Here is a 20,717-nt window from a genome sequence, read left to right as displayed (position 1 = left end):
TCATCCCTCCTTGTGCGGGGTTACCGCGTCAAATGCGGCGCGGCCACGCGGGCCATGGAAGTATTCGTGAATCCACGGATCGTCGGTGTCGGCGACCCGGTCGATGGCATCGGCCACCAGCACCTGTTTCTGCGCCAGCACCGCGACCCGGTCGGTGATGGTGTAGAGCGTGTCGAGGTCGTGGGTGACCAGGAACACGCTCAGGCCGAGGGCATCGCGCAGGGTCAGGATCAGTTGGTCGAAGGCTGCCGCGCCGATGGGGTCGAGGCCGGCGGTGGGTTCGTCGAGAAACAGGATATCCGGGTCCAGCGCCAGGGCCCGGGCCAGGGCGGCGCGTTTGATCATGCCGCCGGACAGCGAGGCCGGGTATTTGTTGGCGGCGGACAGTGGCAGGCCGGCCAGGGCCAGCTTGACCGCCGCCAGGTGCTCGGCATCGCGACGACTGAGGCCGGCGTGCTCGATCAGCGGCAGGGCGACGTTCTCGGTGACGGTCAGCGAGGAAAACAGTGCGCCCTTCTGGAACAGCACGCCGAAGCGCCGTTCGACCTGGGAGCGCGCCTGTTCCGAGAGGCTGCGCAGGTCCTGGCCGAACACCCGCACGCTGCCCTCGCTGGGTTTGCGCAGACCGACGATGCTACGCAGCAGCACCGACTTGCCGCTGCCGGAACCGCCGACCACGGCGAGAATCTCACCTCGGTAGAGGTCCAGGTCGAGGTTTTCGTGGACGCTCTGGCTGCCGAAACGATTGCCCAGCCCGCGCACCTCGATCACCGCCTCGCTGGGCGCGCGTGGCGGCCGGCTCACCAGCCCATCTCCATGAAGAACAGCGCGGCGACGGCATCCAGCACGATCACGATAAAGATCGACTGGACCACGCTGGAGGTGGTGTGGGCGCCGACCGACTCGGCGCTGCCGCTGACCTTGAAGCCTTCCAGGCAACCGACGGCGGCGATCAGGAAGGCGAAGATCGGTGCCTTGACCATGCCGACGAGGAAATGCTGGACGCCGATATCGGCCTGCAACAGCGACAGGAACATCGCCGGCGAGATCCCCAGCGACAAGGCGCAGACCACGCCGCCGCCGACAATCCCGCAGAGCATCGCCAGGAAGGTCAGCATCGGCAGGGCGATCAGCAGGGCCAGGACCCGCGGCAGCACCAGCAACTCCATGGGGTCGAGGCCCAGGGTACGAATGGCGTCGATTTCCTCGTTGGCCTTCATCGAGCCGATCTGCGCGGTGAAGGCGCTGGCGGTGCGGCCGGCCATGAGGATGGCGGTGAGTAGCACGCCGAATTCACGCAGGAAAGAGAAGGCCACCAGGTCGACGGTGAAGATACTGGCACCGAAGCTTTTCAGCACCGTGGCCCCGAGAAAGGCCACCACGGCGCCCACCAGGAAGGTCAGCAGGGCAACGATCGGGGCGGCATCCAGGCCGGTCTGCTCGATATGCGCAACGGTCGCGGTCATGCGCCAGCGCCGCGGGTTGAAAATCCCCCGGGCCAGGGTCTCAAGGATCAGGCCGATAAAACCGAGCAATTGCAGGGTGTCTTGCCAGACGGCATCGACGGCCCGGCCGATGCGCTCAAGCAGCTGGATACCTGCCGCTTCTTCAGGCTCGCGCAGCGGTTCGCAGAAATCCGCCAGCGAGCAAAACACGGTGTGCAGCAGGGCCCGGTCGGCGGCACTGATGTGGCAGTCCGGGTGCTCGGCCGAACGGCCGAGGCGTTCGGCGCCGAGCAGCTCCACCAGCAAGGATGCGCCGGCGGTGTCGAGGGCGCCGAGGTCATTGAGGTCGATGTCGGTGCTGGCGTCGTACTGCCCGATCAGGTAGGCGGCACGTTGTTTCAGGTCGGCATAATGGGCCAGCGTCCAGTCACCACTGATCCGCAGGCGCGCGGGACTGCTCGAGGTATCCAGGTGGGCGGTGCCGGCCATTGCGCTGATGATTGAAAGCTCCGTGCTTAACAGACATTGATACTGGCCTCTGTAATAGCACGATCTTGCCCCTGATCTCTAGTGAGGCGCGTCCTTCACCTCGAAGCGCAGCACGCCGAGCATCTGGCCGTCCTCGGTGAGTACCCGAACCTGCCAGTCGCCGGTGGGATCGGCCGGGAAGTTCTGTTTGTGCGACCAGGCGCGATAACCTTCCTTGCGCCCGCCATGGATCTCCAGGGCGATGCGGTCGACCTCGCGGCCGTTGAACTGCCAGACATGGTAGATCCGCTCGTCCAACCCGCGCGGTGCGTTGATTGCGGTGTAGGCGTAGAGCCCGTCCTTGCGCACCTGACTGGTAGTGACCTCGTCGAGGCCCTCGCCCGGGGTGCGGTCCTGCAACTCGGTGGTCACCGCGACTTCGCTCATCCACAAGGTGGCCGGCGGCACCCACGAGCGCAGGAACCAGCCGGCGCTGCCAATCGCCAGGGTTACGCCGATCAGCATCAACCAGCCGCGCAAGCTGCGCAGTGGCAGGCTCACCGCCAGGCTGGGGATCGACAACAACAGGGCGGCGCCCAGGGCCAGTTGGTAACTCTGGGCGGTGGTCAGGTGCAGGATGATCGGCAGGGCAGTGAGCAACGCGGCGAACAGGGTCAGGGTGTGCAGCCCCAGCAGCAGCCAGCGTTTCGGCGAGAGCCAACCGTAGTACAGCGGGTCGATGATCGAGACCAGCGCCGCCGCGCCGAGCAGGCCGGTAAACACCAGTTGGCCGCTGTTCCAGGTGGTGGTGATGAAAAAGAACGGCAGGACGAAGGACAGGCTTTCCTGGTGGATCAGCTGTGTTGCATAACGCAGCAGCGGCTCGGGGATATCACGGTTGAACACCCGGCTGAAAAACTGCGTGAAGACGTTCTCCAGCATCAGCCAGAGCCAGCTCACCAGCAGGATCACCGCGACCCAACTGGCCATGCCCTGCTGGCGATCGACCAGGATGAAACTGGCGATGCCCGAGCAGAACCCGTAGGCGGCAATGACCCCTGGATAACGCTTCATCAGTGCGAGGAGGCGTTGGATATGCAGGGTCCAGTTCGGCATTCGGCGGTTCACAGTCGGGCGATTGAAAGATCGCGACACAATACCGTCTCAGGCCGGATTAGTCGTGTCAGTGATGGCCTTCTTATGGCCTAGCGTTGTCGATAAGCCCGCCAGCCCAGCAGCCCCATCAGCAACAAGCCCGCCAGGGCAGCCCCCAGGCCAATCAGTTGCTCATCGCTGAGCAATGGCTTTTCGACCCGCAGGTAACCCGGCTGCTTGAACAGTTGGCGCAGTGCCTGGTTGGCATCGGCCAGTGTCACCGCGCGCAGGGCCTGGGCCGGGTCGGCAAAACGGCCGTCCTCATAATCGCCCAGCGCCCCCCAGTAATAATCGGCCAGGGCGCTGTTGCCCTGCACCGCCCAGGCCTGGCGGGCGATGGCGGCCTGTTGCAGGCGGGCGAAGGTGTCCGGATCGAGCCCGTCCTTGAGCAGGCGTGCCCTGAGTTGCTCGAGCACCTGCCGGGCGCCGTCCAGGTTATCGCGTTCGACATCGGCGTTGACGCTGAAGAAGCCGACGTCGCCGAGTACTTCGCGTTCGCTCCACGGCCCATAGGACAGGGCGTGGTCCAGGCGCAAGTGGCGATACAGCGCCCAATCCAGATAATCCTTGAGCAGGTCGAGGGTTTCGTCGGGCAAGCCGTCCAAGGCCGGCTCCGGGAACAACCAGTGGATTTTCGCCCCGTTGCCGACCCAGCCGCGTGGCAGGTCGCGTTGCGCGGCGGCGGCCCGGTCATGGATTTCCGGTAGTGGCGGGTGGTCATTCGGTTCAATCGGCTCCAGCGCGCCGAAGGCCCGGTCCAGGTACGCCGGGAGCAGGCGATCGAGTTCGCCGACCATGATCAGGGTCATGTTGTTCGGCGCGTACCAGTTCTTGCGCACGGCCTCCAACTGTTCGCGGGTCAGGTGCTGGACATCGGCGCGCTCGGCGCATTTGAGTCCCAGCTCCACGGCCAACTGGTTGCTGGCGCTGTGACCGAGGTCCTGGCGGTCCAGCCAGCGCTGCAAATGCGAGTAATGGCCGCCCTCCTCGCGCTCCACCACCTGCTTGGCGGCGGCGATGGCGCTGTCGCTGAGCTCGGTGCGGGTGAGTAGCTCCAGCAGCAGGTCGAGAATTTTGCGCTGGTTCGCGGCGGGGGCCTCGATCACGAAGGTGGTGTCGGCGTTGCTGGTGTAGGCGTTCCATTCGCCGCCCAGGGCCTGCATGCGCTCCTCCAGCCCGCCTTCGCCGCTGGCATCGACGCCGCTGAACAACAAGTGTTCAAGCAGGTGCGGCAGTTCCTTGTCGGCGCAGGAGAAATCGTCGAAACCGACGCCCACCACCAAGCGAATCGCCACGTGGCCGCGTTCGCTGCCGGGTTTGAGCAGCAGTTGCAGACCGTTGGGCAATTGATAACCCTCGACCTGGAAGCGATCGAGGGCGGCGGCGTGCAGGGTATTGAGCAACAGGCAGGCGAACAGCAGGCAACGCATAACCATTTTTCCGAAGGCGGGTTCCTACACGCAGACAACGCTCGAACCCAGGACGTTCAAGACGATTGGCTGATGTCGTCGAGATCTTCCAGGGCCAGGGCACCAGTCTCGGCGGTTTCCAGCACCGCATAGGCGCTGCCGCAGAATAGCGAATTCAGGCGTTTCATGTCGGCAATCAGCTCCAGGTGCAGCGAGCTGGTTTCCAGGCTTTGCACGACCCCACGCTGCAAGCGGCTGACGTGAGCGTGGGCCAGGCGCCGTTCCTGGGCACGGAAGCGACGTTTTTCCCGCAGCAGTTGCCGGGCGTTGTGGGGATCGGCACCAAGAAACACCGTGAGGCCCAGGCGCAGGTTGTCGATCAGTTGCCGGTGTAGCCCGGTCAGTTCCTCCAGGCCGTCCTCGGAAAATCCGCGGCGCTGCGAGGTCTTCTGCCGTTGCACCTTGCGCAGCATCTGTTCGATCAGGTCGGCGGCCAGCTTCAGGTTGATCGCCAGTTCGATGATTTCCGCCCAGCGCCGGCTGTCTTGGTCGCCGAGGTCTTCCCGGGGCATCTGCGCCAGGTAGAGTTTGATCGCGCTACAGAGCACCTCGACGTCTTCACATAGACGGCGTATCTCGATGGCGACAGCGGTCTGCTTGCCGTTGAGCACATTGAGCATGGCGTCGAGCATGCTGTCGACCAGGTCGCCGATGCGCAGGGTTTCCCGCACGGCATTGGACAGGGCCAGACTCGGGGTGGCGAGGGCGGCGGGGTCGAGGTGGCGGGGCTTGGCCTTGCCGTTGATTTCGGGGCGTTCCGGTAGCAGCCAGGCACAGAGCCGCGCCATCGGGCCGACGCTGGGCAGCAGCACCAGGCAGCGCGCCGTGTTGTAGAGCAGGTGGAAGCCGATGACAATTTCCTGGGGTCTGAAGTCGAGGTGGTTGAGCCAGTGCGCCAGCGGACTCAGCGCCGGGATGATCAGCAGCAGGCCGATCAGCTTGTACAGCAGGCTGCCGAGTGCCACCTGACGGCCTGCGGCGTTCTGCATGCTGGTGCCAAGGAAGGCCAGCACGCCGCTGCCGATGTTCGCGCCGATCACCAGGCCGATGGCCACCGGCAGGCCGATCACGTTGGCGCCGGCCAGGGTCGCGGTGAGCAGCACGGCGGCCAGGCTGGAGTAGGAGACCATGGCGAACAGCGCGCCGACCAGCGCATCGAGGAGGATATCGCCGGTCAGGGAGGCGAACATTACCTTCACCCCCTGAGCGTGGGTGATGGGTGCGGCGGCTTCGACGATCAGTTGCAGGGCGAGGATGATCAGCCCCAGGCCGATGCCGACGCGGCCGAGCTGGCCGGCACGGGTCTGCTTGCGCGAGAGGAAGAAGATCACCCCGAGGAAGATCAGCAGTGGTGACAGCCAGGACAGGTCGAAGGTCAGGACCCGGGCCATCAGCGCGGTACCGACGTCGGCGCCGAGCATGATGGCCAGGGCCGGAGTCAGCGCCATCAGGCCCTGGCCGACGAAGGAGGTCACCAGCATGGCGGTGGCGTTGCTGCTCTGGACCATGGCGGTGACCAGGATCCCGGCGAGAAACGCCAGTGGGCGCCTGGACATGTTGCGACCGATGACGTGGCGCAGGTGCGAGCCGTAGACCCGCAGGATGCCGGTACGGACGATGTGCGTGCCCCAGATCAGCAAGGTCACGGCGGAAAGCAGATTGAGCAGGGTCAGCATGAAGGGCCCCCTGGGATGACCGGTGCCCCATGGGGCAAGTTTGGATTGGCGTGTGCCTTATCTACGACTTGTCCTTAAGCTGTAGTTGGCTATTTGGCCGAACGCCAGCATCGCATGCTCGGCGCCGGGCTTGAAACAAAAATGTCATATTTTTCACGCTGCTGGCGGGGTGTGCGGGGTTGAGGTGTAACCAGGGTCGACGCGGTCTTTGTAGGAGCCGGCTTGCTGGCGATGAGGCCCGTAAGCCTTGTATCGCCCGATCGGCCGCCATCGCCAGCAAGCCGGCTCCTACGGGACGGTGTTTTACCGCGCAATATCGTTAGGCCCATAGTCCGGGGTCGGGCGGTGTGCTCTGGGTTATTGACCCGCCACATCCTTTTGCCGTTCCCCGGCTTCGTGTTCTTGCTTCTTTTTCTGCATCGCCGCGCGCATCTTGATGTTGATCGCTTCCACCGCCAGGGAGAACGCCATGGCGAAGTAGACGTAGCCCTTGGGCACGTGCACATCGAAGGCTTCGGCGATCAGCACGGTGCCGACCACGATCAGGAACGACAGCGCGAGCATCTTCAGCGACGGGTGCTTGTCGATAAAGTCGCCGATGGTCTTCGAGGCCAGCATCATCACCAGCACCGCGACGACGATCGCGGCGATCATCACCGGTACATGAGAGACCATGCCCACGGCGGTAATCACCGAGTCGAGGGAGAACACGATGTCGATAATGGCGATCTGGATGATGGTGTAGAGAAAGTTGCCGCCCTTGCCTTTCGGCCCGTCGCCCGCCTCTTCCGCGCCTTCCATGCCGTGGTAGATCTCCTGGGAGCTTTTCCACAGCAGGAACAGGCCACCGAAGAACAGGATCAGGTCACGCCCGGAGATACCCTGGTCGAAGACCACGAACAGGTCGTCGGTCAGGCGCATGACCCAGGTGATCGACAGCAGCAGGAGGATCCGCGTGATCATCGCCAGGGCCAGGCCGAAAATCCGCGTGCGTTGCTGCATGTGCCGGGGCATGCGGCTGACCAGGATCGAGATCATGATGATGTTGTCGATGCCCAGGACAATCTCCAGGGCGGTCAGGGTGAAAAAGGCCACCCAGAGTTCCGGGTTGGTCAGCCAATCCATATCTATTCCTTTGAACGAGTGTTTGAGCCGTATCGGCGCCAGGCTCCAGGTTCTGAAGGCCGCGCGCCGATACGACAGTGAATCATTGCCTTATAGACTACTGAACAACGGAAAGGTCCCGAGCAACAAGGCGGCCAACAGTATGCACAGGCACACCAACACCGCCCACTTGAGGGTGAAGCGTTGGTGATCGCCGAACTCGATACCGGCCAGAGCCACCAGCAGGTAGGTCGAGGGCACCAGTGGGCTCAACAAGTGGACGGGCTGGCCGACGATCGAGGCACGGGTCATTTCCACGGCGCTGATGCCGTAGTGGCTGGCGGCTTCATACAGGATGGCAAACATCAGCATCACGCCGGTGGGCGCGAGCTTGGTGATGCCGTCGATCATCATCTTGCCGATCCCTGCGGCAAAGCCGCCGAACAGGGCGAAGACAATGGGTACGATGATCAGGGCGATCGGCGCGGACAGGCGCTTGGTCATGATCAGGTACATGAAGGTAATGACCATGGCAAAGCCAAGGAAAGTCAGCATGGGGATACTCCGGGCGTAACGCGGCTGGGGTAAGGCGAAGCGACTGGGCTCAGTGCTGGGCGGGCGGCGCGAAAGGAACGAACGGAGTTGCAGCGAACAGGCGGGTCGTAGCGAATATCGGTATCACCATCTTATTGTTGTGAAATGGCCGTCGAGCGTCTTCAGGACGCGCCACGGCCGACCGGTCTGGTGCCGGCGGTGAGGTGATGCTAAAGGGGCAAGCTTTCAGCCGGGCGCTTTGACGGAGATAGATTGCTGGAAGCGGCGTCGACGCGAGGGGGGCGGCTAAGGCAGCTCCAACCCACCCGCCGCCTTGTGCAGCGCTCGCAGGTGTTCGCCGACCATCTTCAGGTTGGCTTCGCTGGCCTCGATCTGCGCTTCTCGGGCCGGGTCCAGCAGCTTGCGGATTTCCTTGTCGAGGTCGCCGGTCAGGCGCTGCAATTGCTGCTGGCGCTGGCTGCTTTCGGCTTCCAGGCGCTTCCATTCGGAGGGTTGCGGCAAGCCATAGCCACCGCTGCCGAGCAATTCCGCCGGACGACTGAGGTAGCCGCTGTTGGCAAGAATCTCCTGCAAGGTGCGGTTGGCCTTATCCATTTCGTTGTCCTTGAGCTTGATGTCGCGGGCACCGAGGTACTTCTGTTTCACCTCGTCCTGGGCCAGCAGCAACTGTCGACGAAAGCTCGCCTGCTCCAACAACAGCATGGCCGCACTGGCGCGCAGGTTGGCCTGGGCAAACCACGGACGACGGGCCTCGGCGGGTTGCGACAACCAGTCCTCGACGGTTTCCTGCTTGATCGGCAACTGTTTCCTCAGGACCTCGAACATGGCCTGGTAGCGATCACGGTAGGAGTCGAAGCGGTAACCCAGGCGCAAGGCTTCACGGGGGTCGTCGAGCACGCGGGTATCGGCCAGGCCACGACCTTTGAGTACTTCCAGCAAACCATTGGGGACAATGCTGTCCAGACCCTTGAGCTGGGCGTTGTCGCTGCCGCTGCGCAACAGCTTCAAGGTCTCCACTGCGCAGTTGTTGCTGATGAAGTAGTAGTTGCCGTCATAGCTCCAGTGCATTTCAGCGGCGTGCTCGACCACTTCCTCGATTTCCTTGCGCGACAGCTTCAGCGGCACCGAGGCCAGGCTGCGCAATTCGGTCTTGGTGTATTCGTCGATCACCTGGGACAGCGGCAAGACGAACAGTCGCGACGGATAGGCCCCGGTCAGCCCACCCCAGGTCGAGAGCTGGACGTCGTTGACGAAGGCACGATAGGACAGCACCAGATGCTGGTCGAGGTCCAGCCGGCAATCCGGCCCCCGTGGCCGACCGGGGGCGCAGATCACCAGGCGCAGCATGCTGTGGCCCCAACGGCTGACCCAGTTCTGGTTGGCTTCGGCCAGCAGGTAGTCGACTTCGTAGACGCGCTCGGGGTCGATCTTGCCCAGGGGCGTCTTGCCGAAGTCATTGCCGGCGTTGAGGAACGGGAAGGCCTGGTCACAGCTGTCCTTGGCCGCTGGCGCCCAGCCGAAGCGTTCCTGGTAGTAGCGATACAGCGCCGGGCGGCGACAGGCGTACGCCGGGTCGAGGAGGAAGTACTCCATGTTGACCGCGACGAACTCCTTGGGATTGGTGGTCTCGTAGATATCCGGGCTGCGCACGACCTGGCCGTTACGCTGCTCCCGTTGGCCACGGCTGCCGACCGATTGTTGCCAGCCAGCGAGGTCGAGCAGGCGCGGGTCGTCGCTGAGGGTGAAGCGCCGACCGGTCTGGCCCCGGCATTGATCGGGCAGGCCGACCAGGCCGGTATTGCTGTCGCGCCGGGTGCAACGCTGGATCAGCATCCGCTCGGCGTCGGGCCACAGACGGGCGCGGTCATAAATATGGGTCAGTTCGTGGAGGACGGTGGCGAGCATCTCCTCGCGCACGGTGCCGTGGGGGCGGTTGGTTTTTTTTGTCGCGGCGGACCCGTCCACCAGGCCGGGCAGCAGCGCGCGATTGAGGTCCACTTCGGAGACCAGCGAGGCTTCGCCATAGGCGTTGTCCGGCATCTGGGTCGACCAGACGACATCGATGCGGCGGTCCAGTTGCTCGATAAAGCGCGGCGGCAGATGGGCCATGGCTTCATCGATCAGTACCTGGCTGGCCTGTTGTTCGGCCGGGCTCAGGCCTTCGCTCTTGAGCTGCAATTGCAGGCTGGCCTGGGCCGCGTTGCCGAACAGCAACAGGACGCAGACCAGCAGTCCGCCGAGAAGTGGCTTCACAGGGCGAGAATGGCTTCGGCGAGGTCTTGATCGCTGGCGTCACGGGCGCCTGGCACTTCGGTACGCAGGGCAGCAAAGGCGGCTTCCAGGTGCGCGCCGCGGATATCGCCCTGGCTGGCGACGAAACTGGCGGCGTCGTCGTGGGCTTCACGGACTACTTTCGAGTCGCGGATCGAGGTGGTGGTGTCCGAGGTGAAGTCGAGAGTGCGGCCCGTAGCGCGTACGAGCATATTGCTGGTAGCCACCAGGGTGTGCGCCGCAGCCATGTCGCTCAGCAACAGCAGGCCGAGGGCGGCGGCGATCAGGGGGTTACGCATGGAAGGTCTCCGGAAATGCAAAGTGACTATTGGACGAGAATTGCCTGGGCCAGTTCAAGGTCGCCGGCATGAAGTTTTGGCTGGGTTTGGCGCAGGTAGGCCAGGGCCGACTCCAGTTGCGCGCCGCGCAGTCGGCCATTAGTGGCGACGAAAGCGGCAGCGTCATCCCGCGCGGCCAGTATCAGTTTACGGTCGAAGGGCGCGCTGGTCACTTGGCTGGTGACATAACCGCTGCCGACCAGGGTCTGGGTGGTCAGGTCGAAGGCCTGGGCCTGGTTGATCCAGGCCAGCGCTATGAGCAATAAGGTGAGTGAACGCATGGGTCTCGGTGTCTTATTGAGCGAGCGCCAAGGCTAGCGGAATCCACGACCCATGCGCCAGGGTTTCAGATGGCCAGGATCGCCTGGGCCAACTGCGCGTCGCTGGCCTGCAACTGTGGGGCTTGGCGGCGGATGGTGTCGAAGGCGCTTTCCAGTTTCACGCTGCGGATCTGACCATTGCTGGCGACGAAGCTGGCGGCGTCATCCTGGGCGGCGCGCACGATCTTGTTGTCGCGCAATGACGAGGTGGCATCGGACGAGGCGTCGGAGGTGGCCTTGAGGGCGCCGACCAGCGAATCGGTGGTGACGATGAAGCTGCTGGCGTGGGCGGCGCTGGCCAGGGTCAACAGGGCGGCGGCACTGAGCAGGCGAAGGCGGGACATGATGAATCTCCAGGGGCATGAAAAGGAACAGTGGCAGCGGACAAGGACCGCCACTCGAACACAATGAACGATGAACCTCAGACGCACATTCCGCGCCGCAGGCTACCTATGACCACGATATTAGGCAGAGTTCCCGAGCCGCCGAAAGCGAGTTTCGTCGGCTGATCCGCGGTTTAGAGGCTTGCGAGTGGTTCGGGCAAAAGTGTACTGGCTTTATTGTAAAAATATAAAACTGTACCTATCTGGCGATGTCGCACACCTGGTCTCGAAATCCTCTCGCCGAAAACGACAAAGCCCGTCGCGGTTTCCCGCGACGGGCTCTGTTTTTTCAATTCGGGTGCTGGCGGTGGACCCGGTGGGTCAGGGCCAGCGAGCGCTGCTTAGCGCCAGAACGGCTTGCTCAACTCTTCGTAACGCTGTGCTTCGCTGATCCCGGCATCGGCCAGCAGACGCGAATCCAGGCGAGCCAGTTGATGGCGGCTGGCAATGCGGCGCTGCCACAACATCAGGTTGGCGAGAACGCGCAGAGGCATCGAAGCTTGAGCGTCAGTAGCGGTGTTTTCGTAGAACATGTCGGAACTGAGTGTACGTTCCATGATTAGCATCCTTCCGCTTGTGGCGGGATTAGGTAGTGGTTTAACTGATGCCAATGATCCTCCTCTTTGCCTAGTCTCTGTAGATACAGTTCATCTGTATTGTGAGGGCTCAGTTAACTGTTTAAGGGTGCTGTACTGCTCGAAATTGAGGCAACTGTACCTGTCTGCCTTTAAATGGTGCATTTTTGTCTGTGGTGGGGAGATTCGAGGTGATTCGAGGTGAGAAATGACCGGTACAGCAGTACAGTTTTTATCAGATTGCCGAGGAATCCAGGGCCGCTGACGAAACTGTGTTTACGTCAGCGGCGAACTGTATCAATCAGCTCGGCAGCATCTTCCCGGTTTCGTCCAGGTTGATGTGCCAACTCAGTGCTTCGCGCAGGATGTGCGGGGTATGACCGCCCAGGGCACAGGCGCGTTCGAAGTAACTGTTCAGGGCTTCGCGGTAGTCCGGGTGCACGCAGTTGTCGATCACCGCCCTCGCCCGTTCCCGTGGTGCCAGGCCCCGTAGGTCGGCCAAGCCGATTTCGGTGACGAGGATATCCACGTCATGCTCGGTGTGGTCGACGTGGCTGACCATAGGCACCACGCTGGAAATCGCCCCGCCCTTGGCGATGGACTTGGTGACGAAGATCGCCAGGTGCGCGTTGCGGGCGAAGTCGCCGGAGCCGCCGATGCCGTTCATCATCCGTGTGCCGCAGATGTGGGTGGAGTTGACGTTGCCGTACAGGTCGAACTCCAGGGCGGTGTTGATGGCGATGATGCCCAGGCGCCGCACCACTTCCGGGTGGTTGGAAATTTCCTGCGGACGCAGTACCAGCTTCTCTTTGTAGCGCTCCAGATTGCCGAACACATCGCTGTTACGTCGGCTCGACAAGGTGATCGAGCTGCCGGAGGCGAAGGACAGCTTGCCGGCATCGATCAGGTCGAAGGTCGAGTCCTGCAGCACTTCGGAGTACATGGTCAGGTCTTCGAACGGCGAGTCGATCAGGCCGCACATCACCGCGTTGGCAATGTTGCCGATACCGGCCTGCAGCGGGCCGAGCTTGTTGGTCATGCGCCCGTCGGTCACTTCTTCCTTGAGGAAGTCAATCAAGTGGTTGGCGATGGCCTGGGTGTCGCTGTCCGGTGGGGTCACGGTGGACGGCGAGTCGGACTGGTTGGTGATGACGATGGCGACGATCTTGGCCGGGTCGATCGGGATCGCGGTGCTGCCGATGCGATCGTCGACCTTCACCAGCGGAATTGGCGTGCGGGTTGGCCGATAGCTGGGGATATAGATGTCGTGCAGGCCTTCCAGGTTCGGATTGTGCGCCAGGTTGATCTCGACGATCACCTGCTTGGCGAAAATCGCGAAGCTGGCCGAGTTGCCCACCGAGGTGGTCGGCACGATATGCCCTTCTTCGGTGATCGCCACGGCTTCGATCACCGCCAGGTCCGGCAGCTTGAGCTGCTTGTTACGCAATTGCTCGACGGTTTCCGACAAGTGCTGGTCGATAAACATCACCTCGCCGGCGTTGATCGCCTTGCGCAGGGTGCTGTCGACCTGGAACGGCATGCGCCGCGACAGCACGCCGGCTTCGGTGAGCTGTTTGTCGAGGTCGTTGCCCAGGCTGGCGCCGGTCATCAGGGTGATTTTCAGCGGCGACGTCTTGGCGCGCTCGGCCAGTGCATGGGGCACGGCCTTGGCTTCACCGGCGCGGGTGAAGCCGCTCATGCCGACGGTCATGCCGTCCTGAATCAGAGCGGCAGCCTCGGCTGCGCCCATGACCTTGTCCAACAACGAAGGCAAGCGAATACGATCACGATACATAGCGTGTTATCTCAGGCAACGAAAGCAAGATGCGCAGTCTAGAGGTTTGAAAAAGTTTCGCCGCACGACAAAGGTCGAATGCCGGCCAACGATCCGGGGCCTTTGGTCGGTTTTTTCGCGAGCAAAGAAAAACCCCAACCTAGCAAGGGTTGGGGTTCTCGATATTGCGTTAACGCAAGCTTCTACTCGACAGCCTTGACCATGTCCTCAATGACTTTCTTCGCGTCGCCGAAGACCATCATGGTCTTGTCGAGGTAGAACAGCTCGTTGTCCAGACCGGCATAGCCGCTGGCCATGGAGCGCTTGTTGACGATGATGGTCTTGGCCTTGAAAGCCTCGAGAATCGGCATGCCGGCAATCGGCGACTTTGGATCGTTCTTCGCCGCCGGGTTGACCACGTCGTTGGCGCCCAGCACCAGCACCACGTCGGCCTGGCCGAACTCGGAGTTGATGTCTTCCATCTCGAACACCTGGTCGTAAGGCACTTCAGCCTCGGCCAGCAAGACGTTCATGTGCCCGGGCATGCGGCCGGCCACCGGGTGGATCGCGTACTTCACGGTCACGCCACGGTGGGTCAGCTTCTCGGTCAGTTCCTTCAGCGCGTGCTGCGCCCGGGCCACCGCCAGGCCGTAGCCGGGGACGATGATCACGGTGTCGGCGTTGGTCAGCAGGAAGGTGGCGTCATCCGCCGAACCGGATTTCACCGGCCGGGCTTCCTTCGAACCGGCCGGGCCAGCTGCGTCAGCCGTGTTGCCGAAGCCGCCGAGCAGCACGTTGAAGAACGAGCGGTTCATTGCCTTGCACATGATGTACGAGAGGATCGCACCGCTTGAGCCCACCAGCGAGCCGGCGATGATCAGCATCGAGTTGTTCAGCGAGAAGCCGATCCCCGCCGCCGCCCAGCCCGAGTAGCTATTGAGCATCGACACTACCACCGGCATGTCGGCGCCGCCGATCGGGATGATGATCAGTACACCCATCACGAAAGCCAGGGCCAGCATCAGGGCGAAGGCGTTGAGGTTGCCGGTGAGCATAAAGGTCAGGCCGAGACCCAGGGTGGCCAGGCCCAGCAGCAGGTTCAGTTTATGCTGCCCGGCAAACTGTACGGGTGCGCCCTGGAACAGGCGGAACTTGTACTTGCCCGAGAGCTTGCCGAAGGCGATCACCGAACCGGAGAAGGTAATCGCACCGATTGCGGCGCCGAGGAACAGCTCCAGGCGATTGCCCGGCGGAATCGAATCCCCCAGCTGTTTGACGATGCCCAGGGATTGCGGCTCGACCACCGCCGCAATGGCGATAAACACCGCAGCGAGGCCGATCATGCTGTGCATGAAGGCAACCAACTCCGGCATCTTGGTCATCTCGACCCGTTTGGCCATGATCGAACCGGCGGTGCCACCGATCAGCAGGCCGACGATGACGTAGCCGATGCCGGCGGTGGCCAGTTCCGCGCCCAGCTTATAGATGAGGCCGATGGTGGTGAGGATCGCCAGGGCCATGCCGAGCATGCCGAACAGATTGCCGCGCCGCGAGGTGGTCGGGTGCGACAAGCCCTTGAGGGCCTGGATAAAGCAGATCGACGCGATCAGGTAGAGCGTCGTGACCAGATTCATGCTCATTACTTCTGCACCTCTTTCACAGCCTTGGGCGCTTTCTTCTTGAACATCTCAAGCATGCGGCGGGTCACCAGGAAGCCACCGAACACGTTCACGGCGGCCAGGGCCACCGCGAGGGTGCCCATGGTCTTGCCCAGTGGGGTCACGGTCAGCGCGGCGGCCAGCATGGCGCCGACGATAACGATTGCCGAGATCGCGTTGGTCACCGCCATCAAGGGCGTGTGCAGTGCAGGCGTCACGTTCCAGACCACGTGGTAACCGACATAGATCGCCAGCACGAAGATGATCAGGTTGTAGATACCGGGGGAGATAAGCTCTTCCATCGTCTGAATCCCTGCTTAGGCGTTTTTGCGGAGGACTTGGCCGTCGCGGCACATCAGGCACGCGGCGACGATGTCGTCTTCTAGGTTCACTTCGAATTGGCCTTCCTTGTTGAAGACCAGCTTCAGGAAGTCCAGCAGGTTGCGCGCATACAGCGCCGAGGCGTCTGCCGCGACTGCGCCGGCCAGATTGGTCGGGCCGCAAATGATCACGCCATTTTCGACCACCACCTGATCCGCCACGGTCAACGGGCAGTTGCCGCCTTGCGCTGCCGCGAGGTCGATGACCACCGAGCCGGGCTTCATCTGCGCGACGGTCTCGGCGCTGAGCAGCACCGGTGCCTTGCGACCCGGAATCAGCGCCGTGGTGATAACGATATCGGCCTGCTTGGCGCGCTCGTGCACCGCCAGGGCCTGACGTTGCATCCAGCTGGCGGGCATCGGCCGGGCATAACCGCCGACACCGACCGCGCATTCGCGCTCCTCGTCGGTCTCATAGGGTACGTCGACGAACTTGGCGCCGAGGGATTCGATCTGTTCCTTCACTGCGGGCCGCACATCCGAGGCTTCGATCACCGCCCCCAGGCGCTTGGCGGTGGCGATGGCCTGCAGACCGGCTACACCGGCCCCGAGGATCAGCACGCGCGCGGCTTTTACGGTACCCGCGGCGGTCATCAGCATCGGCATGAAGCGCGGGTAGTGATGGGCCGCCAGCAGCACCGCCTTGTAGCCGGCGATGTTGGCCTGGGACGACAGCACATCCAGGCTTTGGGCGCGGGAGGTGCGTGGCGCGGCCTCCAGGGCGAAGGCGGTGATGCCGTGTTCGGCCAGCTTGGCGAGGGTGTCGTTGTTGAACGGATTGAGCATGCCCACCAGGACGGTGCCGCGCTTGATCAGCGTCAGTTCGCTGTCGCTGGGCGCCACCACCTTGAGGATCAGCTCGGTGCCAAAGGCGTCGCTGGCGCTGCCGATAGCGGCACCTGCCGCTTCATAGGCACTGTCGACAACACTGGCGCTAAGGCCGGCGCCGCTTTGCACAGTGACCTTATGACCCTGGCCGATCAGCTTCTTGATGGTTTCCGGGGTTGCAGCAACCCGCGTTTCACCCGTCTGGGTTTCGAGAGGAACACCAATGTGCACGTCAAATCTCCTGCGTGATCTTTTTTATAAGAGGCCAGCGCACTGCGGATGGTGCGTCTGGAGCGGCCGATCAGCACGATCCCGCCGGATTTGTCGGCGGGGCGCGGCATTTTGCAGGTGAAAACCATACCCTTCAAGATATTCTGAAAGGTGACGTAAAATTAACTACAAGTCACGCTGTGACCAAATGTCGCATGGAAACGCCGTGAGCCCATAATACAGGGGGCTAACAAGGATTCTGGCTGGAATTGAAGAAAATTCGAATCGGTGGCGTGAATGAGTCGGTATTGGACGGAAATAGGGGTTGAAAGCCTTGCTAACAGGCACTTTAGTGCCAAATTTCCTGGTATCGGTACAGTCTGTCAAAAAGCGACATATTGTTATATCTGTAGGTATTAAGTGATATTGACTACAGAGTCAGCTAATGGCCTGAGGTCTTTAAGACAGCAGGCTGTAGCTCTGCGCCTGGTTTACCAGCCAGTCACGGAAAGCGCGCAAGGACGCCGATTCGACCTTTCGCTCGGGAATCATCAGGTAATACGCCTTGATGCTGGACAGCGCATTGGGGTTGGCGATCACCAGGCGCTGCTCTTCCAGCTCCCGTTGGATCAGGAAGGGTGGAATCAGCGCGATGCCCATCTCGTGCATGGCCGCTTGGGCCAGCATGGAGAATAGCTCGTAGCGCGGACCTGTCATGTCGCGGGGCACATTCAGTTCCTGGGCATTGAACCACTGGCGCCAGGCATAGGGTCGCGTGGTCTGTTGCAGTAGCGGCAGTTCGGCGATCTGTGCCGCGTTGAGGTTCCGCTGGTTGCCCAGCAGGCTGGGGCTGCACACCGGCATGGGGTTCTCGCCCATCAGCCGATGAGACTCGGTACCCGACCAGTCGGCATCGCCGAAGTAGATCGCGGCATCGAAGTCGGTGTCGGCGAAAAGAAACGGCCGGGTGCGGTTGGTCAGGTTGACCGTGACTTCCGGGTGCTGCTGCTGGAAGTCCTTGAGTCTGGGCAGCAGCCATTGGGTGCCGAAGGTCGGGACCACGGCCAGCTCGATGACGTTGGCGCCCTGCTGGCCCATCACCGATAGCGTGTCGCGCTCCACCGCGTCCAGTTGCGTGGCGACCCGCCGACTGTAGGAAAGCCCCGCTTCGGTCAGTTTTACCCCGCGCCGGGAGCGTCGGAACAGTTCAACGCTGAGAAACTCCTCCAGGCTGGCGATCTGTCGGCAAATGGCACCTTGAGTGAGGGAAAGCTCCTGGGCGGCCTTGGTAAAGCTCTCGTGGCGGGCTGCGGCTTCGAAGCTGATCAGCGCGGTGGTGCTGGGAATTTTGCGGCGCATGTACGGCAACCTCACTAAAGGTGGTGCTAGATAGCGGTTAAAAGCTTTTCGGAGTGAGAAATTAGCACAACAGTATGCGAAATCCTCGTTTGCCGGATGGCTGGGTGGCGCCTAGGATCAGTCCAGACCCTTTCACTGACTTCACGAGGACTCACCCATGGGTGCCAAGGCAAGCTTCAACTGGATCGATCCCCTGCTGCTGGATCAACAGCTCACCGAGGAAGAGCGCATGATCCGCGACACGGCTGAGCAGTTCGCCCAGGACAAGTTGGCGCCACGGGTGCTCGAAGCCTTCCGCCATGAAAAGACCGACCCGGCGATCTTCCGTGAAATGGGCGAAATCGGCCTGTTGGGCGCAACCATTCCGGTGGAGTACGGCGGCAGCGGGTTGAACTATGTCAGCTACGGCCTGATTGCCCGGGAGGTCGAGCGTGTCGACTCCGGTTATCGCTCGATGATGAGCGTGCAGTCGTCCCTGGTGATGGTGCCGATCAACGAGTTCGGGACCGAGGCGCAAAAGCAGAAGTACTTGCCGAAGCTGGCCTCTGGCGAATGGATCGGCTGCTTTGGCCTGACCGAACCCAACCATGGTTCCGACCCGGGTGCGATGATCTGTCGTGCCCGCAAGGTCGACGGTGGCTACAGCCTGACGGGCAGCAAGATGTGGATCACCAACAGCCCGATCGCCGATGTGTTCGTGGTCTGGGCCAAAGACGACGCCGGTGATATCCGTGGCTTCGTGCTCGAGAAAGGCTGGAAGGGCCTGAGTGCGCCGGCGATTCACGGCAAGGTCGGCCTGCGCGCATCGATCACCGGCGAGATCGTCATGGACAACGTGTTTGTCCCTGAAGAGAACATCTTCCCTGAAGTGCGTGGTTTGAAAGGTCCGTTCACCTGCCTCAACTCCGCGCGTTATGGCATTTCCTGGGGGGCGTTGGGTGCTGCCGAGTTCTGCTGGCACACCGCTCGCCAGTACACCCTGGATCGCCAGCAGTTCGGCCGGCCATTGGCGGCGACCCAACTGATCCAGAAGAAGCTGGCGGATATGCAGACCGAGATCACCCTCGCCTTGCAAGGCTGCCTGCGTCTGGGGCGGATGAAGGATGAAGGTACGGCGGCGGTGGAAATCACTTCGATCATGAAGCGCAACTCCTGCGGCAAGTCCCTGGACATCGCCCGTATGGCTCGCGACATGCTCGGCGGTAACGGGATCTCCGATGAGTTCGGGATTGCCCGTCACCTGGTGAACCTGGAAGTGGTGAATACCTATGAAGGTACCCACGATGTCCATGCGCTGATCCTCGGGCGTGCCCAGACTGGCCTCCAGGCGTTCTATTAATAGAAGGAGCTTGGCTTATGGGCGCGCTATCGCATCTGCGAGTGCTGGATTTGTCGCGAGTGCTGGCCGGGCCCTGGTCCGGCCAGATCCTCGCCGACCTTGGGGCGGAGGTTATCAAGGTCGAACGGCCGGGCAATGGCGACGATACCCGCGCCTGGGGCCCGCCCTTCCTGAAGGACGCCTACGGCGAAAACACCACGGAAGCGGCTTACTACCTGTCGGCCAACCGTAACAAGCAGTCGGTGACCATCGATTTCACCCGGCCCGAGGGGCAGCGTCTGGTTCGGGAGCTGGCGGCCAAGTCCGACATCCTGATCGAGAACTTCAAGGTTGGTGGGTTGGCGGCGTATGGGTTGGACTATGCGTCGCTCAAGGTGCTCAACCCGAAGTTGATCTATTGCTCGATCACCGGCTTCGGTCAGACCGGGCCCTATGCCAAGCGTGCCGGCTATGACTTCATGATCCAGGGGCTGGGTGGGCTGATGAGCCTCACCGGTCGGCCAGAAGGTGATGAGGGTGCCGGGCCGGTGAAGGTCGGTGTGGCCCTGACCGATATTCTGACCGGGTTGTATTCGACGGTGGCCATTCTGGCGGCCCTGGCTCATCGCGATCAGGGCGGCGGCGGTCAGCATATCGATATGGCGCTGCTGGATGTCCAGGTGGCATGCCTGGCGAACCAGGCCATGAACTACCTGACCACCGGAGTGGCACCGAAGCGTTTGGGCAATGCCCATCCGAACATCGTGCCGTACCAGGACTTTCCCACGGCTGATGGTGACTTCATCCTGACGGTGGGCAATGACGGGCAGTTCCGCAAGTTTGCCGAGGTGGCGGGTCAGCCGCAGTGGGCGGACGATCCACGGTTTGTGACCAATACGTTGCGGGTGGCCAACCGGGCGGTGCTGATTCCGTTGATTCGCCAGGCGACGGTGTTCAAGACCACGGCTGAGTGGGTGATGCAGTTGGAGCAGGCCGGTGTGCCGTGTGGGCCGATCAACGATCTGTCGCAGGTGTTCGCCGATCCCCAGGTGCAGGCCCGTGGCCTGGCGGTGGAGTTGCCGCATCCACTGGCCGGCCTGGTGCCACAGGTGGCGAGTCCGATCCGCTTGTCTGTGACGCCGGTGGAGTATCGCAATGCCCCTCCTCTATTGGGTGAGCACACGCTTGAGGTATTGCAGCGGGTGTTGGGCCTGACACCGGAGGCGGTTGCGGCATTGCGTGAAGCGGGCGTCCTTTAGGCACCCTGCTCTCTTCTATATAGAGGTAATTTAAGGCTTGAGGCATGCATCGTCCCTGTAGGAGCTCGGCGTGCCGGCGATGGCGTCCTTGAGGCCGCTAAAAGCTTCGCGGGCAAGCTCCGCTCCCACAGGACCGAGTCGCACTGCAGGCTCTCGGTCAGCCTCGGACCTT

General features: G+C 62.4%; 18 protein-coding genes and 1 pseudogene. 2 read left to right on the top strand and 17 right to left on the bottom strand.

The annotated features are described in order from the left end of the window. The 17 genes and pseudogenes from AC07VG_RS29600 to AC07VG_RS29520 form a co-directional block, all read right to left on the bottom strand. A complete protein-coding gene (locus tag AC07VG_RS29600; RefSeq protein ID WP_495004631.1) occupies nt 1-804 on the bottom strand; it encodes an ABC transporter ATP-binding protein in 804 nt (267 codons plus the stop codon). Next, complete coding sequence (locus tag AC07VG_RS29595) at nt 801-1,934, bottom strand: ABC transporter permease (RefSeq protein ID WP_495004630.1); 1,134 nt, start codon at nt 1,932-1,934, stop codon at nt 801-803. The genes AC07VG_RS29600 and AC07VG_RS29595 overlap by 4 nt, the downstream gene beginning before the upstream one ends. 78 nt (nt 1,935-2,012) lie before the next feature. Beyond that, nucleotides 2,013-3,029, bottom strand: a complete 1,017-nt coding sequence (locus tag AC07VG_RS29590; protein WP_495022356.1) for a DUF5924 family protein — start codon at nt 3,027-3,029, stop codon at nt 2,013-2,015. Nucleotides 3,030-3,118: 89 nt separating this feature from the next. Continuing rightward, nucleotides 3,119-4,498, bottom strand: a complete 1,380-nt coding sequence (locus AC07VG_RS29585) for a M16 family metallopeptidase (protein ID WP_495004628.1) — start codon at nt 4,496-4,498, stop codon at nt 3,119-3,121. Nucleotides 4,499-4,554: 56 nt separating this feature from the next. Then, complete coding sequence (locus tag AC07VG_RS29580; protein WP_495004627.1) at nt 4,555-6,213, bottom strand: Na/Pi cotransporter family protein; 1,659 nt, start codon at nt 6,211-6,213, stop codon at nt 4,555-4,557. A gap of 357 nt (nt 6,214-6,570) precedes the next feature. Next, a complete protein-coding gene (locus AC07VG_RS29575; protein WP_495004626.1) occupies nt 6,571-7,338 on the bottom strand; it encodes a TerC family protein in 768 nt (255 codons plus the stop codon). 90 nt (nt 7,339-7,428) lie between these two features. Continuing rightward, nucleotides 7,429-7,674, bottom strand: a pseudogene (locus AC07VG_RS29570) (citrate transporter); the annotation flags it as partial. A gap of 483 nt (nt 7,675-8,157) precedes the next feature. Further along, nucleotides 8,158-10,125, bottom strand: coding sequence for a DUF7844 domain-containing protein (locus tag AC07VG_RS29565; RefSeq protein ID WP_495004625.1), 1,968 nt, complete (start codon nt 10,123-10,125; stop codon nt 8,158-8,160). Next, nucleotides 10,122-10,442: a DUF2388 domain-containing protein gene (locus AC07VG_RS29560; RefSeq protein WP_495004624.1), complete on the bottom strand. Its 321-nt coding sequence runs from the start codon at nt 10,440-10,442 to the stop codon at nt 10,122-10,124. Before AC07VG_RS29560 ends, AC07VG_RS29565 begins: the two co-directional genes overlap by 4 nt. A 26-nt stretch (nt 10,443-10,468) precedes the next feature. Further along, complete coding sequence (locus AC07VG_RS29555; protein ID WP_495004623.1) at nt 10,469-10,762, bottom strand: DUF2388 domain-containing protein; 294 nt, start codon at nt 10,760-10,762, stop codon at nt 10,469-10,471. A gap of 65 nt (nt 10,763-10,827) precedes the next feature. Continuing rightward, nucleotides 10,828-11,145: a DUF2388 domain-containing protein gene (locus AC07VG_RS29550; RefSeq protein ID WP_103496299.1), complete on the bottom strand. Its 318-nt coding sequence runs from the start codon at nt 11,143-11,145 to the stop codon at nt 10,828-10,830. 380 nt (nt 11,146-11,525) lie between these two features. Then, nucleotides 11,526-11,741 (bottom strand): DUF1127 domain-containing protein, encoded by a 216-nt coding sequence (locus tag AC07VG_RS29545; protein ID WP_100940038.1) that lies wholly within the window; start codon nt 11,739-11,741, stop codon nt 11,526-11,528. Nucleotides 11,742-12,060: 319 nt separating this feature from the next. Further along, the gene (gene scpC / locus AC07VG_RS29540) at nt 12,061-13,554 is read right to left on the bottom strand and encodes a succinyl-CoA:acetate CoA-transferase ScpC (RefSeq protein ID WP_495004620.1); all 1,494 of its coding nucleotides are present in this window, start codon (nt 13,552-13,554) and stop codon (nt 12,061-12,063) included. Nucleotides 13,555-13,736: 182 nt separating this feature from the next. Continuing rightward, complete coding sequence (locus AC07VG_RS29535) at nt 13,737-15,173, bottom strand: NAD(P)(+) transhydrogenase (Re/Si-specific) subunit beta (protein WP_495004619.1); 1,437 nt, start codon at nt 15,171-15,173, stop codon at nt 13,737-13,739. Continuing rightward, the gene (locus AC07VG_RS29530; protein ID WP_057432530.1) at nt 15,173-15,493 is read right to left on the bottom strand and encodes an NAD(P) transhydrogenase subunit alpha part 2; all 321 of its coding nucleotides are present in this window, start codon (nt 15,491-15,493) and stop codon (nt 15,173-15,175) included. Before AC07VG_RS29530 ends, AC07VG_RS29535 begins: the two co-directional genes overlap by 1 nt. Nucleotides 15,494-15,508: 15 nt before the next feature. After that, nucleotides 15,509-16,630 carry a Re/Si-specific NAD(P)(+) transhydrogenase subunit alpha gene (locus AC07VG_RS29525; protein WP_495004618.1) on the bottom strand — a complete coding sequence of 374 codons (1,122 nt, stop codon included), beginning with the start codon at nt 16,628-16,630 and terminating at the stop codon, nt 15,509-15,511. Nucleotides 16,631-17,068: 438 nt separating this feature from the next. Continuing rightward, a complete protein-coding gene (locus AC07VG_RS29520; protein WP_495004617.1) occupies nt 17,069-17,968 on the bottom strand; it encodes a LysR family transcriptional regulator in 900 nt (299 codons plus the stop codon). Between the two features lie 157 nt (nt 17,969-18,125). On the opposite strand from AC07VG_RS29520, the gene AC07VG_RS29515 reads away from it, so the two are divergent. Together AC07VG_RS29515 and AC07VG_RS29510 are read left to right on the top strand one after the other, a co-directional pair. After that, nucleotides 18,126-19,307 carry an acyl-CoA dehydrogenase gene (locus tag AC07VG_RS29515; protein ID WP_495004616.1) on the top strand — a complete coding sequence of 394 codons (1,182 nt, stop codon included), beginning with the start codon at nt 18,126-18,128 and terminating at the stop codon, nt 19,305-19,307. A gap of 17 nt (nt 19,308-19,324) precedes the next feature. Beyond that, nucleotides 19,325-20,545 (top strand): CaiB/BaiF CoA transferase family protein, encoded by a 1,221-nt coding sequence (locus tag AC07VG_RS29510; protein WP_495022355.1) that lies wholly within the window; start codon nt 19,325-19,327, stop codon nt 20,543-20,545. Nucleotides 20,546-20,717: the final 172 nt, after the last annotated feature.

Source organism: Pseudomonas sp. GW821-FHT03C07, assembly GCF_059420925.1.
This window is presented reverse-complemented; position numbering and strand designations above follow the sequence as displayed.